The sequence below is a fragment of the Vibrio sp. 2304 genome (genome assembly GCF_033339475.1).
In the GTDB taxonomy this organism is placed as follows: domain Bacteria; phylum Pseudomonadota; class Gammaproteobacteria; order Enterobacterales; family Vibrionaceae; genus Vibrio; species Vibrio alginolyticus.
Genome location: NZ_JAWOUQ010000001.1, coordinates 857976 through 880153, shown reverse-complemented (window position 1 = coordinate 880153; position 22178 = coordinate 857976). Strand labels below are relative to the sequence as shown.

Sequence of the window (22178 nt, the reverse complement as noted above, 5' to 3'; positions counted from 1 at the left end):
ACAACGAGTTCATGGGGAGCTAATACAAAAAAGAGCGCCGATTGACGCTCTTTCCGAACTTTAATAGATAACCAATTATGCGGTCTCTGCTTCACCTATCCAATGATAATGGTGGTTGGCTTTTTTCCCCACTAAACCGAGCTCTGCCAATTCTTCAAATACCTTGTCTACCTCTTCCGCAGACAGCCTAAACTGTTTAGCAACGGCTTTTTTGGTGCACGTAATTTGATGCGTTTTAAGTGCATCGCTAACTTGCTCTAACAAGGTTTTCGGTTCCTTTGGTTCTTCTGGCTCCGGCGCTACTGGTATTTCTTGCTCTTCTTCCTCTTTTATATGAGGAAGATAACCCGCAGGCGCTGGGTCTATATCGCGGACTGTTTTCAATATCATGCCCTCATTTCTGCGATAGAAATATCGGAACCGTTGCTCTTCACCAATCAAGCCAACAAAAAATGCAGCAAAGAAGTCCAAAAGAATCGAAAGAAATACAACCAAGCCAAGCTGAGCTTGTTGAGAGGTGGTACCAAATGCGTTGGCTAGGCTATCAATCAAACCAATCACTGAGCCTTGCGTGACCGGCGGTAAACTATCACGCTCCATAGCCAAGCGTTGCTGCTCTTCACGTAAGGCTTTGTTTTGATCCTGAACGCGAGTTACACCAGTCGCGATACGCTCCATCTCGATGTATTTCTGCGCTGCCATATTGTTGAGCTCAATCTGCTTATCGATTGCCGCAATCTGACGATTAAACGCTTCCACTTTCGCCTGCTCTACCGAAATATGACTTTGTGCACTATTGGTTGCACTATTAATCCCACCAATACTACCGCCAATGGAAATCGCAGCTAAGACTAAATAAAACACGAGAGCGGTTGCTGCTCCTGTGTAGTTGCGATGGGCTCGGCGCTCACCGTATTCATACCAAGCGTAAAATTTACCCGCTTCAAAAATGATCGCTAAACCACCAAATAAGGTTTGCATCATCGGGTTTTCGTCGATCGACAAAAACAGCAATAGAGAAAAAATAGTCGATGCTAAAATCGCAGCACCGGTGAATGCATATACACTCACCATGGCAAATCGACCTTTAGGGTATCGATATCCAATCTGTTGTTCGTATTTCATTTGAGAAATTTCTTAAGATTAATCGCCCCTCCGACTAAGTAGGACGGACGTTTCTGGCATGTACAAAGGAGCGCAGAATACCGTATCCTTTATTAAATTACTGTCATAATTCCGTTAATGGAAAACAAGTGAAGATTCGGTGTGCATTTTGAATCGATATCAGCCAAATCTAGCACGTAAAAACACCACCACGACACCCACTAACCGAAGCTTCAGTGGCATATAAGAGAGATTAATTCGGTATTTTCAAAAGAGACTAGGCAAGACTGACAAGTTGAATTGGAGGTTGTGAATATCAGCCGAATCAAGACATTAAAGCGTTAAAAATAGGCAATAAAACAAATAATGCACACTTGCATCACCTTTTAGTAAACTGATAATTACATTGTTTGGTTAATTTGTTAGTATCCCGCGCCGAAGAAGATAAGCACTCAATTGTATGGAAAACACTCTAATACAGCACAAACACCATCGCTTGCACGCTATTGCGGTTATTATCGCGGTGTTGTTTCAGTTGTATTTAGCGTCCACAGCCGCTCTTAACCCTACACAAGTTCACAGCACAACTTGGCTCAACAAAGTCCAAAGTGAAAAGGTTTTACTGTGTACCGCAGATGGTTTCAAATGGGTGGATATCAATACGTTGATTGAGGCTAACGCTCAATCTTCTTCTAAGCTCATCCAAGATCTTAACTTACACGACGGCTTTCAGTTTGAATGCCCGCTTCTTCAAGCTGTTCAATTCTTTCTTTTGGTTGCGATTGGGCTTTACCTGACAACCATCCATTGGCTGCGCCGAGTAAAGTATGCACTGACGACTTATCACTTTTCAAAATGCGATAAGCTCGTTTACAAACACATCGCGCCTAAGCACTCTCCGCCGAGTGTTTTTCCTGCCTAACAGGCATCTAATCATTGACAACTTTATTCAAAAATAACGATGACTCTGTTTGTTGTCCATTCAGAGAAGCTATTAATTCAAAAGGAAAAACACATGCTTAAATCATTAAAAACCGCCGCTATCGCGCTTATTGCTGTCATCGCTAGCCCACTGAGTTTAGCGCACGATTATGAAGCAGGAAAAATTCATATTGACCATCCATGGAGCCGAGAAGCGCCACCAAACGCACCTGTTATCGGTGGTTTTTTTCAACTAACCAACCACGGTGACAGTGAAGATACATTGATCGCAGCAGAAAGCCCTATTGCAGGGCATGTCGAAATTCACACGCATAAGAAAGAAGATGGTGTGATGAAAATGATTAAGATTGACAAAGTGCGCGTTCCAGCCAATGAGTCTGTGTTGTTTAAACCAGGCAGCTTCCATTTAATGATTTTCAATCCAATACAAGCGCTCAAAGAAGGCGACCGCTTCCCTATGACGTTAACATTCAAAAACGCGGGTAAAGTGGAAGTAGAAATGGCGGTTGAGAAACAAGGCCACATGGAAAAACACATGCATCATTAATGACGCAAACAAAAATGCCCGCTGATTTAGCGGGCATTTTTATCTCAGCTTAGTCAAAATCATTATCCAATAGGTCCTAACTCGACTCTTCAGAACAATGGTGATAAATAACGCTTGGCGAAACGGGGTCATATATCATAACAGCGTGCTCGGGCAAGAGATTCTAAATCACGCTCGTTCCTCGCTATTCAGAATGACCTTGAAAGACTTAAGATCCTAAAAAGGTTCCCTAACCGCTTAAAACTCAACCTCTCGACAAAGTTATCCAACCATCACTTGGCAAGCCTAAATGAAATCATAAGTTTGGCAACAAAGACCCACGGTTAATCGGCTTTCTTTCTACTTGCAACAAACCTCGGCCCAACGAGCTAAGCCCGCAGCTATAAGCTCAATTGTTTATATATCCCGATTATCCTGACTAGATACAAATCATGCACGACCGTAAAAGTCGATATATGCCACTGGATGAGTCAGCATCTAAAGAAAGTACGTGATCGACTTCTCATTGTTGGTGTTTCTCTGTTTATTAAAACCATTTGTATTACAATAATACTCTATGTTAAATAAAAATCCTTTCCAACTCTACAAACATGAGAGAACACCATTATGTCTACTAAAATTGCATTTATTTCTGGTGCTACTGGCGGTATCGGCTTCCAAGTAGCAAAGCGTCTTGGTCAGGATGGATACACGGTCATTCTAAACGGCATTGAAGATGAAAAAGGTTCGGAGTGTGTCTCCAAACTACATAACGCAGGAATTGAGGCTGAATACTACGGTTTTGACGTTACAGATGAACATGCCGTCGATGAAAACATCAATGCTATTGGTGAAAAATACGGCAAAATCGATGTTGTCGTTAATAACGCAGGTGGTCTTGGTGGTCGTAGTCCTATTGAAGGTATGGAAACTGATTTTTTCCGTAAAGTCATGGCTTTAAACCTCGATAGTGCATTCTTCGTATCACGCGCAGCGATTCCATTTCTAAGAAAGTCTGATAATGCATCAATTATCAACTTCACTTCAAACGCTGCTTGGAATGCAGGTGGTCCAGGTGCAGGTATTTACGGTACATCAAAAGCCGCCGTTCATACATTAACTCGAGCTTTAGCTAAAGAGTTAGCTCCGGCTGGAATTCGAGTCAATGCAGTATCTCCTGGCACTATCGATACACCATTCCATGCTCAAATCAAAGCAACCAAGCCTGAAGTATTTGCTTCTTGGGCAGACAGTATTATGCTTGGACGCCTAGGCAAGCCAGAGGAAGTCGCCTCTGCTATCTCTTTTCTGGTAAGTAAAGATGCATCATTCATTACCGCAGAAACACTGCAAATTGGTGGTGGTCAAGCTTTAGGCATTTAGTACCAATAAGTCTTTTTACCTATCAGTAAGTGCGCTTTAGTACTGATTTGATAACGGCCGCAGTATGTTTGTACTGCGGCTTATCCTTATACCACCTCGCCTTTCACCCCATCTGTAACGTTTCACCCATTTTTTGGTATGGACAGTATTCCTCTAGCTGAAACAAAATCACTTGTATTACAATAAATTTTATTTTTACGTTATTTAAGCCTCCTAAAGGCTTTGTTCACGATAAAAATGGAAGCGTGAGGAATCCGCTTTTCTTATATACTCTGATGAATAAAACCCTCACAAACCTTACTTACATCTCACTTTTAGAAAAAATCCATCCCAAGCCCGCTATGCTCACAATTTTCAATTGCAAAAGCCACAATAGTCATTATGATTATCAACAAGCAATATAATCATACAATAGTATTTTTGGAGTTAAAATGACTAAACCTATCATTGGTTTCATCGGCCTAGGCTTGATGGGCGGAAACATGGTTGAAAACCTACAGAAACGTGGTTACGAAGTTGCTGTAATGGACCTCAATAAAGATGCTGTTGACGCAGTACTAGCTCGTGGAAACGCTTCTGAAGCTTCTTCAGGTAAAGAGCTAGCAGAGAAAAGTGATATCGTGATGCTGTGCCTAACAACATCTGAAGTTGTCGAAAAAGTTGTTTACGGAGACACTGGTGTTCTAGCTGGCATGTCAGAAGGTAAAACACTCATCGACTTCGGTACATCTATTCCAGCTTCAACGAAGAAGATTGGCGCTGACCTTGCTAAGAAAGGGGCTGGTATGATTGATGCGCCTCTAGGTCGTACACCTGCCCACGCAAAAGATGGTTTACTGAACATCATGGCCGCAGGCGACGTCGAAACATTCAATAAGGTTAAGCCAGTGCTGGACGATCAAGGTGAAAACGTATTCCACCTTGGCACACTAGGCTCTGGTCACGTAACTAAGCTTGTGAATAACTTTATGGGTATGACAACCGTAGCAACCATGTCTCAGGCATTTGCTGTTGCTAAACGTGCTGGTGTTGATGGCCAACAATTATTCGACATCATGTCTGCAGGACCATCAAACTCACCATTTATGCAATTCTGTAAGTTTTACGCCGTAGATGGCGAAGAAAAACTAGGCTTCTCTGTCGCAAACGCAAACAAAGACCTCGGTTACTTCCTTGCTCTATGCGAAGAGCTTGGTACAACTTCCCTGATTGCAGAGGGCACTTCTAAGAGTCTACAAGCAGCAGTTGATAAAGGCCTTGGTCAAAATGACGTTCCAGTCATCTTCGACTACTTTGCAGACCTAGAAGCTTAGTCACACTCAGTTGTAACTAAAAGCCCAGCTACCAATGTAGCTGGGCTTTTTTTGTTTTTCCTCTTCCCCTGACGCTCATCACTCCTTGATACCCTAGCCACTCCATTAAGGTTTTGCAGGGCTGCCTCTTCCAATTCTCTTATATATTTTCCACTAACACTTCAAAACCTCTCTCCTATTTCTGGCGTACGCCTCATTAAAGCTACGTCTGATTTAATGCTTTTTCTTTGCTAAGAAGGCACACATATTTATTTAAATAGACAAAGCATCAGGTTTGGGGTGTAAAGTGTAAACACGGCGTGCAAAGAAAGTTAGATTGCTTTTTCGCTTTAGGCTGACGACTCTAATGTGAATATAGTCGCACCTTATTGGGAGTTCCCCAATACAACGAATAACAACAAACGATGCGCCACGCTTTCTCAGTCAGCTTGATCAAAAAATCCCACGGCTTTAACACCGCGGGATTTTTCATTGAGAGTCTTTAACTTTGGTTAGCTTTTCGCGTTAGCTAACTTTGGGCTTTTAGGCCCTCGGGCTGCGTTCACCAATAGAACACCCACCGAGAGAACAATCGCACCACACAAGATAAACAGTAGTCGACCAGATGGTTCATTTGGAATTAGAGCCATAGCTAGGATACCGAAGCCCGCTACGCTGATAAGCTTACCAAGCATGCCGCGCTGTTTTGTATCTAGGTTCTGCTGCTCTTCGCTGTCAGCCACAAGTGGCGTATTCCAGTTCTCGAACAATTGGTCCACTTCTTTCTCACGTTCAGGTGATAGACCTTTGTAGAAGCGCGTTGTCAGCAAGAAGAAACCACCGGTGAAGATAACGTGTGCCGCTAAGCTCAAGCCAACTTTTAGGTCTGCCCACTCACGTCCTGTAAACGCTTGCTCTAGACCGAATAGGCGCTCTACATCTTCTGCTTGTAGTGAGATACCGAAGATGTAAGAAACAAAGCCACCAACAACCAGTGTTGCCCAACCAGCCCAATCCGGCGTCTTACGAATCCACATACCAAGTAGTACAGGAATCAGCATTGGGAAGCCAATTAATGCACCGACGTTCAGTACGATATCGAACAGGCTCAAGTGACGTAGTGAGTTAATGAATAGACCGATACCAATGATGATGAAGCCCATCACGATAGTCGTTGCTTTACTCACGATAACCAGTTCTTTTTGCGACGCTTGTGGACGCACAATCGGGCTGTAGAAGTTCATCACAAAGATGCCCGCGTTACGGTTAAGACCAGAGTCCATTGAAGACATGGTCGCCGCAAACATTGCTGACATCAGAAGACCCACCATACCTGCTGGCATTACGTTTTGTACGAATGCTAGGTATGCTGCATCACCACCTACTGAGCCGTATTGCTCTGCGAAATCAGGCATAAATGCCGCAACGTACCAAGGTGGTAGGAACCAGATGATAGGACCAACAATCATCAGCACACATGCAAGACCTGCAGCTTTACGTGCGTTTTCACTGTCTTTTGCACATAAGTAGCGGTAAGCGTTGATGCTGTTGTTCATTACACCGAACTGTTTAACAAAGATGAACACAACCCAAAGGATAAAGATACTGAAGTAGTTCAGGTTGTTACCCAGCATGAAGTCGCCGTGGAAGTTCGACACGATGTTGCCAATACCGCCACCATGGAAGTATGCCGCCACCGCACAAGTGATCGTCACTGCCATGATAACCAGCATCTGCATAAAGTCAGATGCAACAACTGCCCAAGAGCCACCCGTTACCGCCATTAGCATTAGCACTAAGCCCGTAACGATGATGGTCGCTTCCATAGGAATGTTGAAGACCGCTGCCACGAAAATCGCAAGACCATTCAACCAAATACCGGCTGAGATCAAGCTGTCTGGCATACCAGCCCAAGTGAAGAACTGCTCTGAAGTCTTACCAAAACGTTGACGAATCGCTTCAATCGCCGTCACTACACGTAATTGGCGGAATTTTGGAGCAAAGTAGAGGTAGTTCATGAAGTAGCCAAATGCGTTGGCTAAGAATAGGATTACAACAACGAAACCGTCGTTGAACGCGCGTCCTGCGGCACCTGTAAACGTCCATGCTGAAAATTGCGTCATGAAGGCGGTAGCACCTACCATCCACCATAACATCTTACCGCCCCCTCGGAAGTAGTCACTGGTCGAGGTAGTGAACTTACGGAACATCCAACCAATTGCAACTAAGAAGAAGAAGTAGGCAAGAACAACAAGAGTATCAATAGTCATTTTTTCAGCCTTTCAAGTTTGATCATTTTCTAACGTCTAGACTACTCTCCTCACAACCCTATTTGTACTACAATAAGCTTTAATTGTGATCTAAAGCATAAGTTATTCAACGAAAAAAACACGTCAAACCCCTTACTTTCTTAGACCAATGGCTTTCTAGGAGATAATTGCCACTCAGAACACCTTAATATATTGTAATACAAATTGTCTAATTGAAATTTATTTGAGTATGGAATATTTTTCTTCTTCGCGCTTTGTCTGAAGATCAAAAATGCGCGGCATTTCTTTGAAGGAAACGTAATGAGATGTTTCGAAGGAATTGGATAGAAAGTGGGATTTAGATGAATGTAACAAGCAAGATCCCCGACTCGCGCCTTCGTCGCTCTCGAGAATGACGCAGGGAAAGTTCAGCGCTGTAAACTCTCTCCTCTCCAATCTCGCTTCTTTCAAACTTTCAAACAAAAAAAAGCGAACCCTGAGGCTCGCTTTTCATTCTATTCGCTAGTTGTATCGGGGTGTTACGACACTTATGCTACATGAGCTACTGCGTCGCGAACCAGTGTCCCTAGTTCATCCCACTTACCTTCATCGATAAGCTTTGTTGGCACCATCCAAGTACCGCCACATGCCAGTACTGAAGGGATAGACAAGTACTCATCTACGTTACCTAGGCTCACACCACCTGTTGGCATGAATTTCACTGGGTAAACCGCCGTTAGTGCTTTAAGCATACCAACGCCGCCAGATGGCTCAGCAGGGAAGAACTTAAGTGTACGCAGACCCATTTCCATCGCTTGCTCAACTAGGCTTGGGTTGTTTACGCCAGGTACGATAGCCACGCCTTTGTCTAGGCAGTATTGAACCGTGCGAGGGTTAAAGCCAGGGCTTACGATAAAGTCCACACCAGCTTCGATCGCTTGGTCAACTTGCTCGTTAGTTAGGATCGTACCTGCTCCGATCAGCATTTCTGGGAACTCAGCGCGCATAGCACGAATCGCTTCTGCAGCACACTCTGTGCGGAACGTGATTTCAGCGCAAGGCATACCGTTTTCAACCAAAGTGCGGCCTAGAGGAATCGCATCCTCTGCTTTGTTGATGGCAATAACAGGAATTACTTTTAGATTTGCTAGTTGTTCGTTTAATGTCGTCATAAGAGTGTACTCGTCGTCGTTAACTTGAGTTCAATAAATCACTGCGGAGCGCCGATTACTCAACGCTCCGCAAAAGAATTACAAAGGAAGATCTGGCATCACTTCACGTGGAATGATGGCACCTTTATGTTGAATTACCGCGCCAGCCATACAGTGACCAGAGTAAGCCGATTCAGCTGCATTGCCGCCAGTCAAACGCTTCGCCAAGAAGCCTGCACTGAAAGAATCGCCAGCCGCTGTTGTATCAATCACGTTGTCGACTTTGTTCGGCGCCACGTATTGCGCTTCGCCATTCGCCACAACCAAGCAATCTTTGCTACCACGTTTGATGATGATTTCATCCACGCCTAGTGCAGAGGTTCTCTCGATGCACTGTTCTAGATGCTCGTCACCGTAAAGCATTTGCTCATCTTCAAATGTGAGCAGTGCGATATCTGTGTGCTTAAGGATCTTAAGGTACCAAGACATGGCATTCTCGCGGCTTTCCCACAATTTAGGACGGTAGTTGTTATCGAAAATAACCTTACCACCTTGTGCCTTGAAGCGCTCAAGGAAGCCAAACAGTTGCGTCTTACCTTCTTCAGTAAGGATCGCTAATGTAATACCGCTCAAGTAAACCGCATCGTACGAGTAAAGTTTGTCGACTAATAGCGGAGACTCGTTTTGCTCGAATAGGAACTTAGCGGCCGCTTCGTTACGCCAGTAGTGGAAGTAACGTTCGCCAGTTTCATCGGTTTCGATGTAGTAGATACCTGGTTGCTTTTCTTTAACGGAAAGAACCAGACTAGTATCGATGCCCTCTTCTTGCCATGCTGATAGCATTTCTTGGCTAAAAGGATCGTTACCCAGAGCCGTTACATAGCTGGTTTTAATATCGTGAGCTTTGGTCAAACGAGATAAATACAGTGCGGTATTCAACGTATCACCACCGAATGACTGCTTTAGCTGACCTTCCTTTTTCTGTAGCTCAACCATACATTCGCCAATGACCGCGATGTTTAATGATTTCATGTTGTCACCTTAGCAACTGAGGTTGCGCTATAGATTATTTTAAGAAATCTTCACGTGCTGGGTTGAAGATGTCTAGAAGAATGCTGTCTTGCTCTAGTGCAACCGCACCGTGCATCATGTGCTTACGAGCAAAGTATGCGTCGCCTTCTTTTAGTACTTTCTTCTCGCCCTCGATTTCCGCTTCAAAGCTGCCACGTACTACGTAACCGATTTGATCGTGGATTTCGTGAGTATGCGGAGCGCCAATCGCGCCTTTATCAAAACATAGGTGAACCGCCATTAGGTCATCTGTGTAAGCAACAATTTTACGTTTGATACCGCCGCCTAGCTCTTCCCACGGGTTCTCATCTAATACAAAGAAAGAATTCATCGTCATACTCCTAAAAAGTCTCTATTAAAGCGAACCCTACGGCACTTCATTCTTAAGCATGCTTTTATTAAAAGGTTCTCTTAAAAAAGCGTCGTATTGATAAAAGCGAAAGGGTCTGCTGTCGAATTGGTAACGAGCATATCCGATCTATTTTAATTGTCATACAATATATCTAAAAATATGTGATATTCATCAAATAGCGCTCGTTAAAGCATTCCACTTAACGATTGATAACGCCGAAACATCAGTCACAGCAAGGATTATCACAACAATAAAAATCAATGGGTTAGCTTAATTCGCGTGATTTCACTCTCCCTTTTTGCCACAAAAACTACACCCAAACTTAATATTGTATTACTTTATAGAAAGTTTAAGAAAACAACACACTTCATCTGAGGGTGGTAAAGAAATGACTACACAACCGATTTTGTTGACTGAAGCAGAAGTCGAACTACTAAGAAAGGAAGTCGGAAAGCCGAGCTTAATGGGCAAATCCATTGAAGCGAATCGCAAGGAACTTGAAGCCTTCATGCGTCTGCCTCTAGACGTACCAGGTCACGGCGAAGCGGGCGGCTACGAGCACAACCGCCACAAACAAAACTATACCTACATGAACTTAGCGGGTCGTTTGTTCTTGATCACTCAAGAAGAAAAGTACGCGCAGTTCGTTAAAGATCTTCTCGCTATTTACGCAGAGAAGTACCTCACCTTTGATTTCCACGTACAGAAAAACACTAATCCAACAGGTCGTCTTTTCCACCAGATCCTTAATGAACACTGTTGGTTAATGTTTACTAGCCTTGCTTACTCTTGCGTGGCATCAGTCATGACAGAGGAAGAGCGCACAGCCGTTGTTGAGCGCATTTTCGAACCAATGCTAGACATGTTCACAGTAAAATACGCGCACGATTTCGACCGTATTCACAACCACGGTATCTGGGCAGTTGCGGCTGTTGGTATTTGTGGCCTAGCCATTGGCAAACCTGAATATTTAGAGATGTCGGTATACGGTCAAGACCGTGATGATACTGGCGGCTTCCTAGCGCAAATCTCACAGCTGTTCGCCCCTTCTGGTTACTACATGGAAGGCCCTTACTACCATCGTTATGCGATTCGTCCAACTTGTGTATTTGCAGAAGTAGTACACCGTCACATGCCTGAAGTAGACATCTACAACTACAAAGACAAAGTGATTGGCAACACAGTACAAGCGATGCTGGCAACGGCTTACCCGAATGGTGAGTTCCCTGCCCTAAACGATGCATCTCGTACCATGAGCATTACCGACATGGGTGTTCAAGTTGCAGTGAGCGTTTACAGCAAGCACTACGGTCTAGACGATAACATCCTAGGCATGGCGAAGATTCAAAATGCCGTTTGGATGCACCCATGTGGTCTTGAGCTTTCTCAAGCCTACGATAAAGCCATCGCAGACCGTGAAATCGGCATGCCTTTCTGGCCAAGTGTGGAACTAAACGAAGGTCCAACCGGTAACAACGGTGCACAAGGCTTTATCCGTATGCAGGATAAAACCGGTGATGTGTCACAGCTTGTGATGAACTACGGTCAACACGGTATGGGACATGGTAACTTCGATACGCTTGGCATTACTTTCTTCAACCGTGGTCAAGAAGTGCTGCGTGAATACGGCTTCTGTCGCTGGGTAAATGTAGAGCCTAAATTCGGCGGTCGTTACCTAGACGAAAACAAATCGTACGCACGTCAAACTATCGCGCACAACGCGGTAACGATTGATGAGCAATGTCAGAATGGTTTCGATGTAGACCGCGCTGATTCAGTGCACGGTTTGCCTCACTTCTTTAAAGTAGAAGGCACTGAAATCAACGGTATGAGCGCGTTTGCGAACGACCATTACCCGAACACAGACATGCAGCGCAGTGTGTTCATGCTTAACCTAGATGAGCTTGAAGCACCGCTATTGCTAGACCTTTACCGCATCGAAGGTGAAGGCGGGCATCAGTACGACTACTCTCATCAATACGATGGTCAAATCGTACGTACTAACTTCGATTACCAAACCTTTGGTGAACTGAGCACGCTTGGCGATGACTTCGGTTACCAACACCTTTGGAAAGTAGCAAGCGGCAAAGTGCAAGATACGGCGCTGGTTAGCTGGCTACAAAACAACACCTACTACACTTGGTTAGGCACAAGCAGCAGCGCGAAACAAAACGGTGATAATGAAGTAATCTTCACTCGCACTGGCGCCAATGACCCAAGCTTTAACCTACGTAGCGAACCGGCATTCATTCTACGCAGCAAGGGCGAATCGACACTATTTGCTTCTGTGCTAGAAACACACGGCTACTTCAACGAAGAGTTTGAGCAGTCTGTGAATGCACGTGGTCAGGTGAAAGATATCCGCGTCGTGGGTTACAACGCCGTTGGCAGCATCGTAGAAATCACGACTGAAAAATCACTGGTTACTGTGATGATCAGCAATGTGCTAGGCGCTGACGACCAAACCCCACACCAAGTAGAATTGAACGGTAAAACCTACAGCTGGAATGGCTTCTACTCTCTAGAAGTAAACGCATTCGGGCAGGAGAAATAATAATGAGCTACCAAACCCAGTCTTACCAACCGCTATTAATGAACTTTGAAGAAGCGGCAGAACTAAGCAAAGCACTTGGCACGGATAGCCTATTAGGAAATGCACTAGCACGTGACATCAAACAAACTGACGCTTACATGGCTGAGGTCGGTATTGAAGTTCCAGGTCACGGCGAAGGCGGCGGTTACGAGCACAACCGTCACAAGCAAAACTACATCCACATTGATCTAGCGGGTCGCCTATTCCTTATCACTGGCGAACAGAAGTACCGCGATTACATCGTGGACATGCTAACGGCTTACGCGAAGGTATACCCGACGCTAGAGAGCAACACCAGCCGTGACTCTAACCCTCCGGGTAAGATCTTCCACCAAACTCTGAATGAGAACATGTGGATGCTATACGCGTCTTGTGCGTACAGCTGCATTTACCACACATTGGAAGAAGAGCAAAAAACACTGATTGAAAACGACCTGTTCAAACAAATGATTGAGCTATTCGTAGTCACTTACGGTCACGACTTCGACATCGTACACAACCACGGTCTGTGGGCAGTAGCAGCAGTGGGTATCTGTGGTTACGCAATTAACGATCAAGATGCGGTAGACAAAGCGCTTTACGGCTTGAAACTGGACAAAGTGAGCGGCGGCTTCCTAGCTCAGCTAGACCAACTGTTCTCGCCAGATGGCTACTACATGGAAGGTCCTTACTACCACCGTTTCTCGCTGCGTCCAATCTACCTATTTGCAGAAGCGATTGAACGTCGTCAGCCTGAGCTTGGTATTTACAAGTTCAACGACTCGGTCATCAAGACCACGTCTTACGCAGTATTTAAGACGGCATTCCCAGATGGTACTTTGCCAGCATTGAACGATTCATCGAAGACGATTTCGATCAACGATGAAGGCGTAATCATGGCTACGTCAGTATGTTTCCACCGTTACGAGCAGTCTGAAACGCTACTTGGCATGGCTGACCACCAGCAAGACGTTTGGGTTCATATCTCAGGTAAAACATTGTCTGACGCAGTTGCAGCAACAGACAACATCAAGCCATTCAACTGGGGTAGCCTATTCGTGACTGACGGCCCAGAAGGCGAAAAAGGCGGCGTAAGCATTCTTCGTCACCGTGACGAACAAGATGACGACCCCAATACCGCAGATACAATGGCGCTTATCTGGTTTGGTCAACACGGCAGCGACCACCAGTACCACTCAGCGCTAGACCACGGTCACTACGATGGTCTGCACCTGAGTGTGTTTAACCGCGGTCATGAAGTGCTGCACGATTACGGCTTTGGTCGCTGGGTAAACGTTGAGCCTAAATTTGGCGGTCGTTACATCCCAGAGAACAAGTCTTACTGTAAGCAGACAATCGCGCACAACACAGTTACGGTTGACCAAAAAACGCAAAACAACTTCGACACAGCGCTAGCAGAAACCAAGTTCGGTTCTAAGCACTTCTTCAAAGCTGATGATGAAAAGCTGCAAGGCATGAGCGGTCGTATTTCTGGTTACTACAACGGCGTAGACATGCAGCGCAGCATCATTCTTGCTGAATTGCCAGAATTCGAAAAACCACTTGTGATTGATGTTTACCACATCGAAGCAGATCAAGAGCACCAATACGACCTGCCGGTGCACTACTCTGGTCAAATCATCCGTACGGATTTTGAATACGATGTAGAAAGCACACTGCGTCCAATGGGCGAAGACAACGGTTACGAGCATCTATGGAATGTGGGTTCAGGCCAAGTTCAAGGCAGCTCACTGGTAAGCTGGTTGCACGACAACAGCTACTACTCGCTAATCACAAGCGCAACAAACGGCGGCAAAGTGTTCTTCACTCGCACTGGCGCAAATGATCCAGACTTCAACTTGAAGAGCGAACCAGCACTGATCCTACGTCAATCTGGTCAAAACCACGTGTTTGCTTCTGTGTTAGAGACACACGGTTACTTCAACGAGTCTATCGAAGCATCGGTTGGCGCTCGTGGTCTAGTAGAGTCAGTAACCGTCGTTGGCAACAACGAAGTGGGTACCGTGATTCGTCTGCAAACCACCACAGGCAACGCTTACCACTTCGCTATCTGCAACCTAGACGAAGACAAGCAAAACGCGGCACATCGCGTTGAGTTCGACGGTGTGACTTACACTTGGGAAGGCGCATTCGCACAAATTTAATCTTTAGATAGTCACTAAAAATTAATGTAAAAATCGGGAACTAATTCAAAGCCGGACGTCATGTTCGGCTTTTTTTGATTGTTTACATGACTCTACATGAGCTTATCAATTAGCGTTTAATCATAGTAAAACCGTTAATAACTCTTAGGAAAAACAGACATAACTTAACCTTACGCCTTATCAAAGACACCACTTATAGATATAGAACTCTTCTGAGATTTAATTAACACTTTTACTATTTAACTTATGACTAAACTACTCCCCAACAACACTAAAATGATATTGTATTACAAATATTAGATGGTGTAAGAGACGTACTACTGTGTTTATAAAATCAACTAAATTGCTTCTAATAAGCTTCTCTGGGCTTGGATTAATAGGGTGTGGAGGAAATACCTCCCCTACAAGCCAAGATGATAAACCAAATATTCCACACCAAGAGCATGTAGCACCATACTCAATAGCAAAATTTCAAAACATATTGAGTAATTCAGATTTACAAGTATCAGATCCCAATGGGGAGGAGGGAAACAAAAACAGTGACGTCAAAAATGGAGCATTCTCGGATTATAAGAGTGACCACTTTTACGCAGAAAATGATTCCAATTACCTTGTCTTTAAAATGTCGAACTACAAAATGCGCTCAGAAGTTCGTGAGCGAGAAAACTTTAACATTTCAGAACAAGGCGTCTTTAGAACTTTGTATGCAGATGTTCGATTACCAGAGATTAACCTTGCAATGGCTAGCTCCCCTGCAAACCACGATGAAGTCACTTTCCTGCAAATTCATAACAAAGGCACAGATACTTCTGGTATAGGTGCTATCCCACACCCTTTGTTACGAATCGTTTGGGAACAAGAACGAAACAGTATCACTGGTCATTACTGGGCGGTAGTAAAGAACAATGCCATAGATTGCAGTCTACCTTCTAGCGCATCAGATTGTTATGCAACATCATACAATCGTTATGATTTAGGAAAAGCCGATCTCAACGCATTCACGCGATTCGAAGTAAAAATCGGAGAAAACACATTAACCATTAAAGTGAACGATGAGCAAAAGGTAAATGTAGATGTATCCTACTGGCAGCACCTCCTGAGCTACTTTAAAGCCGGAGTTTATAACCAGTTTGAAAACGGTGAAGCAAAGGTACAATTTAAGCAGTTAGGACTAACCAAAACTGACCATACTGATTCAATAGCTTGGAATATTGACGATTGGAAATTAACCATTCCTGCAAGCAAAAATGATTGGTATGGTTTTGGCGGTGACAGCGCGGCTGAATTAGAGCCTGAGCGTTGTAATTCAAGTAAAGATCTTCTGTCTAACGAAGAGAGCGTTTACCAACGCGAGATTGATTTATCATACTTCAATGTTATTGACGGTAGCATGCATTTCCGCGCCGATATGGGTTACGGCACGTCAACGGCCAACTCCAGTTACATCCGTTCAGAATTGCGAGAGCTCTACATCAGTACTAACTCCCCGGATTGCAGCACCAGCGATGAAGAGACAAGTTGGTATATTGAAGATAGTCGTACCGGTGCAACTTCGCATACGCTAAACGCAACACTAAGAATTAACGAATACCCTAAAATCGACGGTCAATTACCAAAAGTCGTGGTAGGCCAGATACATGGTTGGAAAATCAGCCAAGCACTCGTGAAGCTACTTTGGGAAGGTGACAATAAGCCAGTCAGAGTTATTCTGAACGATAACTACAAACTTGATAACAACAAAGACTGTACTGATTGCAACGCATTCAGCGTTAAGCTTGGTACCTACGCGGTAAACGAAGACTGGCAATATACGATCCGTGCCGATAAGGAAGGACTGTTTTTAGCCACCTACGATGCAGATGGCAGTAATATGGTCTCGCACACACTGAAGTGGGGAGAAGCATACTCAGACACCGCTAACAACAAGTCCTATACTCTGACTGAAAGATGGGCGTCGCCTGATATTGCGTTTTACTTCAAAGCCGGAATTTACCCTCAGTTTAAACCTGATAATGCATATCGAGGAGAAATCTTTGATGTGAGCTTTAGTGCTTTGAGCACTCTTCATCAATAGTCATTTCAATCTCTTAGCAATAGGCTTGCTACTTTGCTCTAAAGCAACGAACAAAGCTCATACTGCCGCCACGGGAAATTTATTTTCTCGTGGCCTCTTCTTTTAGAACACCACAATTCAAATCGCTTCACGCATAGTGTTTCCTTCTACGATAAATATATAAATCAACCTCCACTTAGGCAGCTTAAAAACAGCTTCTATAGTTTCATGAGATATTTATCTACCCTAACGCTGAGTTATTTTAAATTTAACCAATTAAACTACTCTAATATACATTGGCACTTAAAAATAAACATTGTCAGAAGATAAAAGCAATCAATAATTATTACCTATCTATGGTGATAAATTTTTAAATTAATTTATCTATGTCAATTAAAATAATATTTGAGCTGTTTTATTCTTCTATAGAAAAAAAAGCCCTCAGCTACAAAGCTGAGGGCAAAGGACTTCAATCAACTAAAAGTGATAGAACTAGCCTTGGTACTTACCAAAAGATTGTTTTAATTTATAGAAAGTAGCTTGTGCGTAATCATCTGGATTACCGTACATATTCTGGTTATAGACACCGGCTTTAAAGTACATATATCTGCCACCTTCGTCATAGCCACTGTCACTCATATCTACGACTTGAACAACATCATCTTTACCATCACGTTTTACCGTAACTGTCATTGTGTTGCCTTTCACATCAATGATGTAGCTGAATTTTTCACCTAGCGCGATGCCATCGTCACCGATTTCACCAGTCATATCACCCACTAAGCTGTAGTAATCCTCTGTTCCAGTTTTGGTTTTTTCGTGAGCAAAGTAAACTGTACCTGTTGGTTGGTCTGGTAGCTTACGATAATAAAGACGAATTGGCTCATCATCTTTGTCATGAATCTGGCCGATAATAAAGCGGCCAACTTCATGCGACTGACCCGTTGTGGTTGCGTGGTCAATCTTCAGAGTAGCTTCAAGCGTACCGTCTACACCACCCGCTTCTTTTTGATCTTCAACTGGTGCAGAACTGAATACCCAGTTATTAGGATTTACACCCTTTGTGCTGTAAGACTTATCACCAGCACGAAGCATGGTACGTAACTCAGTTCGCGCGTATTTAGTGTTTTCAGAAGTTCGAGCGCCTTTCACATAGCTCTTGAATACCATTCCGCCATCATCTGCTGTGTAGAATATATCAGAGTGTTGGAAGCCGTTAGCCAAGTCCCACTCATCAATATCATCAGCACGACCATCTTTGTCATGGTCGAAAGGTGTCGTCAGTTTCCAACGTGTTAAGTCAAAGTTTTCACCCGGTGCATTTGTAGCGAGTGGCTCTTTCGGTAACGTAGGGTAAGGCATCGCTTTAGAAAGATCACACGTCACAGTCGTTTCACAAGGACGGACGATTGGTGCTCCAAAGTCGCCTTTACGATTCTTTTTGAGTAAATCCTTTTGTGCCTTTTGCTCCGCTTTCATTTGCGCAATCATAGCCGCTTCAGCGTTAACAACGTCATCAGTAATGATGTGACTTGCCGGACAGGCATTAATTCCGCAATTAACTGCAGCTAACTCAGTAACTGAGTTCCATTGGTTTTTGCTATTACCGTGGCCAACGTAACGAACATAGCGTGCTTTTACTGCAGGCTCAAACTGGAAGCGCTCTAAGCCAAGTGCGCGACCAGAGCTTTGCGCACCCTCAATAACCGTCACCCAGTTTTCACCATCAGTACTAAACTGAACATCAAATTTGCTGACGCGTTCGTTACCTTTGCTGAACGAGGCTTGAATTGCGTCGAACTCATAAACCGAGCCGTAATCCAACATCGCCCACTCACCATCACCATTTGCTGACCAACGTGTCATAATATCTTGGTCAAACAACTGCTCTGGAACATTACCATCATGACTACTCGCCGTTATCGTAACGGGAGTCAGAATATCAGCACCAGTTTCTTGGTTGTTTGGAAATGGATCTACCATGGTCGCCGTACTATTACAGCCCACAGCAAGTAAAATAGAAGAAGCTAACAAGCTTTTGAAGAAAATATGCTTCATGTAATCTAACACCTACAATATAAAAATGAATTAACAGCTCTTTTGCTGTAACAACAATTAGGCAATAACACTCGGGTTAAAAGCTGTATTTAAGGCCAAGGCGTGTTCTCAATTGGCGGTCATCCGTGGTTGAACCATCCTTACCTTTGACATTCCACAATTCAAAGTAAGGACGGAAATCTCCCATTTGGTAACCAACAATTAAGCCAGCATCCCACTCAGAATCTTTCCAATCAGATAAACGCACTTCGTCATAGTTTTTGTTGTAGTTGATCTCATAGCTCAGCTTGACGTTATCAAGGTACTCGTTATCAAACTGACGCATATCGTAAGAGCCTGTCAGTGTCCACTTACCTTGTTCAACTGTTTTCCCAGCAACGCTTACCGAAGTACCATCCGTTAGTGTTTTGTTACCTGCACCATCTGAATAAACTTGAAATTCGTGTCGGTAACGTAAAGCGGTACTTAAGCCAAAAGAGGATTTGTAACCAACACGAACTTGTGGTTTATAAGTGGTTTTTTCGTCATCATCGCCAAAAGTAATAGGCATCCCTGGTTGGATAAACCATTGTTTATTTATTTGGTAGCGAACTCCCCAATCAAACTCAGAATCACCAGCAACGAGTTGATCCCAAAAATGCGAGTTGTCGTAACTATGGAATTTTTGTTCAACACCAAAGTTCAGTTTGGTCTGATCGTTAATTTTAGAACTACCACTAATTTTGATACGTTGGGCATAAGTTTCACTCTCATGCTTATATTCTGCGCGATAGTCTAAAGTTGCTGCGGAAACCGCTCCCGTCATTAATGTGGAAGCAACGAATAGGGACATTGTTGTAACTGCTTTCATGATTATATCTCTCTGTATATATTTTTTGGGATACCACTTAAATCCCTGGATTTGATTCAACACTATTGAATTAATGTATGACAAATACTAGTTAATTCATCATGAGAGTTCTGTGATATTAATCATGTAAGTGCCCCTCAACTGACAATTTGTATTATTATATATTCAAAAGTGTTAGCTATGTCTGATTCTAAAACGACCTTTGTAGACATCACTTACAGAGAAATGTTTTAACTCGTTTCATATGATAAAGAAGAAGATTAAAAAAACATAAAAAACAATAAATTCAATAGCTTAAAGTCAAAAATCTTGACATGAAATCAAAATTCCCTTGCTAAATCACCTTTAGTTTTTGCTGTTCCTCTATAAAGAAAGCTGTCAACCTCATAAAGGTTCAGCTCTTATTGATGTTGATATTCAACTATTTTGTGTGACTTATTCATCACTTCAGTGAGCAATCATTGTATCTAGTGTGAGTCGGATCATTCTATTGATAAAACCATCTAGATGACAGAAATTATTTGTCTAACAATATTACATAAATAAAAACACATAGAAGTGAGTACCTACCATGCAAGTAACAAAAATTGCAGCAGCAATTGCTATTTCCACAGGTTTGTTAACCGGATGTAACACTGATTTAAGGGATGCACCATCGGCTCCCCCACCAACAGAAACTGAGTCTGAGTTGAGCCAAGGTATGTGGGATATTTCAACACCAGCCACTGTGGCGAAATCCGATGATGAGCACGACCTGCCAAACGTCTATGTCTTTGAAGACGGTACGCAAAAGTATTATAACGATGATGATAACTTCGGTACTTACACAATCTACACTTCAACTTATACCGAAGATAAAGATACAGAGACGCTTACATTCAACCTTTATGACGAGAGCGATCTAGGTAACCCTACCGAGTTAACAGGGACTTATGAAGTTTCAAACGGCATGTTAACCATCTCAGGAACAAATGACGGAAACTTCACCGGTAACGATGAATCAGAAAACGATGCGGTGAAAGATGCAGTTGCAGCGGCAAATAATGACGCTGGCGATAACAACGTCGTACAAATTTTGGATACCAATAAAGGTGGAACAGAAGAAGACACCGGTGAGTTACGAATCAAGCTGTCTGATTCAACGAGTGTTTCAGAAATTTCAACAGGCCGACTAACTGTAGATCTAACTTACCAGCATCATGAAGAAACAGAACAGGAAGCCGACGGTTCTGGTGACAATGCTTACATCTCATTTTATGCAGCAAAAACCTCGAATTCCAACTTGCATGGCGAAGTGGCATTTGAAAACGGCAAAATCAAATACCGCGATGCAAGTGGAAACTTGACGGAAACAGGCGACACGTTTGAGTTAGGTGAAAACCTCGCGATAGAAGTCAGTTGGATAGAAAACTTCTTCTCTTTTTCGGTTAACGGTAAACAAATAGGTGAAATGTTACCTGTCGCTGATGGCACCGCTGTAACCTATGTATCACTGAGACTAGGTGATAATGGCAACACTACAAACTTTGAATTAAATGCAGACAACTTGAAGATTTACTCTAGTGATTCGGGCTCTGAAGTGTTGGTTCTAGAAGAGGATTTTGACAACTACATTCCAGGCTTAGACCTCGCGACAATTTACAACAGTGCATCAAGCGAAGCGGTTGTCATTTCAGACGGAAGTTCTAATCCTGATAAACCGTCAGAAGACGTGAGTGAAAACTTTGACTCATACCCAGTAGGAACAAATATCAGTTCAGCAAACTCTAGTTGGAAAGAATACAATACGGTTGCTGATGACTCCTCCACCTTGACGTCCGTGGCTGTAGTAAGTGATGACGTATCAAAGAGCGGCGCTAACTCTCTGCTAATATCCGACACAGATACGACCAACAAACCATACGTTACGCGCGAGTTTTCAAACGGAGCAACATCAAACGGTAGCGTGTCATTCGATGTTTACATTCCGTCAGACAACGAAAAAACTACATACATTAATGTTGGCTCAGGTAAAAACAACTCAGATCGTTACTACGAATTGAGAATTTCGGGCAGTGGTAAAGTTGAAGCCGAAGCAGGATCAGATGACGTAGAAATAGGCACTATTACGACTGACGCTTGGAACTCAATGTCCCTAGCTTGGGATGGTGATGAGATTAACGTTTCTATTAATGGAAAAACGGTTGATGCGCCAAGCCAGTCCGAAACAGGCTTAGACGCAACGAATACACCATCACAGCTAACTATTTACGTAGGGGACACAAGTGGTGCTTCAACAAAAGCATATTTCGATAACATCGATTCAAAGCAACTCTAGTGTTATTTTGTAGCACTTGATACTAGGCCAGGCTTTCGAGCCTGGCTTTATTTTTTACCTCTTAAGAAGAACAAAATTCAACACAATACTCTA

At 43.4% G+C, this 22178-nt stretch carries 15 protein-coding genes; 8 read left to right on the top strand and 7 right to left on the bottom strand.

From position 1 onward, the window contains the following. Positions 1-75 precede the first annotated feature (75 nt). Positions 76-1125, bottom strand: coding sequence for a hypothetical protein (locus R7P64_RS03950; RefSeq protein WP_053349956.1), 1050 nt, complete (start codon positions 1123-1125; stop codon positions 76-78). Between the two features lie 439 nt (positions 1126-1564). Between R7P64_RS03950 and R7P64_RS03945 the strand changes: the two genes are divergently transcribed. The 4 genes from R7P64_RS03945 (at position 1565) to R7P64_RS03930 (ending at position 5268) form a co-directional block, all read left to right on the top strand. Beyond that, the gene (locus R7P64_RS03945) at positions 1565-2026 is read left to right on the top strand and encodes a hypothetical protein (protein ID WP_005388493.1); all 462 of its coding nucleotides are present in this window, start codon (positions 1565-1567) and stop codon (positions 2024-2026) included. A gap of 93 nt (positions 2027-2119) precedes the next feature. Continuing rightward, positions 2120-2593 (top strand): copper chaperone PCu(A)C, encoded by a 474-nt coding sequence (locus R7P64_RS03940; RefSeq protein ID WP_318123178.1) that lies wholly within the window; start codon positions 2120-2122, stop codon positions 2591-2593. A gap of 606 nt (positions 2594-3199) precedes the next feature. Continuing rightward, the gene (locus tag R7P64_RS03935) at positions 3200-3955 is read left to right on the top strand and encodes an SDR family NAD(P)-dependent oxidoreductase (protein ID WP_054576764.1); all 756 of its coding nucleotides are present in this window, start codon (positions 3200-3202) and stop codon (positions 3953-3955) included. Positions 3956-4371: 416 nt separating this feature from the next. Beyond that, positions 4372-5268 (top strand): NAD(P)-dependent oxidoreductase, encoded by an 897-nt coding sequence (locus R7P64_RS03930; RefSeq protein WP_374041267.1) that lies wholly within the window; start codon positions 4372-4374, stop codon positions 5266-5268. A 491-nt stretch (positions 5269-5759) separates the two neighbouring features. On the opposite strand, the gene R7P64_RS03925 is transcribed toward R7P64_RS03930, so the two are convergent. The 4 genes from R7P64_RS03925 to R7P64_RS03910 all read right to left on the bottom strand — a co-directional run bounded on the left by R7P64_RS03925 (position 5760) and on the right by R7P64_RS03910 (position 10049). Continuing rightward, positions 5760-7517, bottom strand: coding sequence for a sodium:solute symporter family protein (locus R7P64_RS03925; RefSeq protein ID WP_005388503.1), 1758 nt, complete (start codon positions 7515-7517; stop codon positions 5760-5762). Positions 7518-8044: 527 nt separating this feature from the next. After that, positions 8045-8668, bottom strand: coding sequence for a bifunctional 4-hydroxy-2-oxoglutarate aldolase/2-dehydro-3-deoxy-phosphogluconate aldolase (locus R7P64_RS03920; protein ID WP_005388506.1), 624 nt, complete (start codon positions 8666-8668; stop codon positions 8045-8047). Between the two features lie 78 nt (positions 8669-8746). Next, the gene (locus R7P64_RS03915; RefSeq protein WP_005437155.1) at positions 8747-9679 is read right to left on the bottom strand and encodes a sugar kinase; all 933 of its coding nucleotides are present in this window, start codon (positions 9677-9679) and stop codon (positions 8747-8749) included. Positions 9680-9713: 34 nt separating this feature from the next. Beyond that, positions 9714-10049 carry a cupin domain-containing protein gene (locus tag R7P64_RS03910; protein WP_005450851.1) on the bottom strand — a complete coding sequence of 112 codons (336 nt, stop codon included), beginning with the start codon at positions 10047-10049 and terminating at the stop codon, positions 9714-9716. Positions 10050-10458: 409 nt separating this feature from the next. On the opposite strand from R7P64_RS03910, the gene R7P64_RS03905 reads away from it, so the two are divergent. The 3 genes from R7P64_RS03905 (at position 10459) to R7P64_RS03895 (ending at position 16881) form a co-directional block, all read left to right on the top strand. Beyond that, on the top strand, positions 10459-12624 hold the full coding sequence (locus R7P64_RS03905; RefSeq protein ID WP_318118437.1) for a heparinase II/III family protein: 2166 nt from the start codon (positions 10459-10461) through the stop codon (positions 12622-12624). Between the two features lie 2 nt (positions 12625-12626). Beyond that, complete coding sequence (locus R7P64_RS03900; RefSeq protein WP_318118436.1) at positions 12627-14807, top strand: heparinase II/III family protein; 2181 nt, start codon at positions 12627-12629, stop codon at positions 14805-14807. A gap of 322 nt (positions 14808-15129) precedes the next feature. Continuing rightward, entirely contained in the window at positions 15130-16881 is a 1752-nt protein-coding gene (locus R7P64_RS03895) for a polysaccharide lyase family 7 protein (RefSeq protein ID WP_258510345.1), read from the top strand. Between the two features lie 471 nt (positions 16882-17352). Here R7P64_RS03895 and R7P64_RS03890 read toward each other — a convergent pair whose 3' ends face one another. Both R7P64_RS03890 and R7P64_RS03885 read right to left on the bottom strand, forming a co-directional pair. Beyond that, positions 17353-18918 carry a polysaccharide lyase family 7 protein gene (locus R7P64_RS03890; RefSeq protein ID WP_017821221.1) on the bottom strand — a complete coding sequence of 522 codons (1566 nt, stop codon included), beginning with the start codon at positions 18916-18918 and terminating at the stop codon, positions 17353-17355. A gap of 76 nt (positions 18919-18994) precedes the next feature. Continuing rightward, the gene (locus tag R7P64_RS03885) at positions 18995-19768 is read right to left on the bottom strand and encodes an oligogalacturonate-specific porin KdgM family protein (protein WP_053307760.1); all 774 of its coding nucleotides are present in this window, start codon (positions 19766-19768) and stop codon (positions 18995-18997) included. Between the two features lie 571 nt (positions 19769-20339). Here R7P64_RS03885 and R7P64_RS03880 point away from each other — a divergent pair. After that, positions 20340-22085, top strand: a complete 1746-nt coding sequence (locus R7P64_RS03880) for a hypothetical protein (protein ID WP_033906977.1) — start codon at positions 20340-20342, stop codon at positions 22083-22085. The last annotated feature ends 93 nt before the right edge of the window (positions 22086-22178 follow it).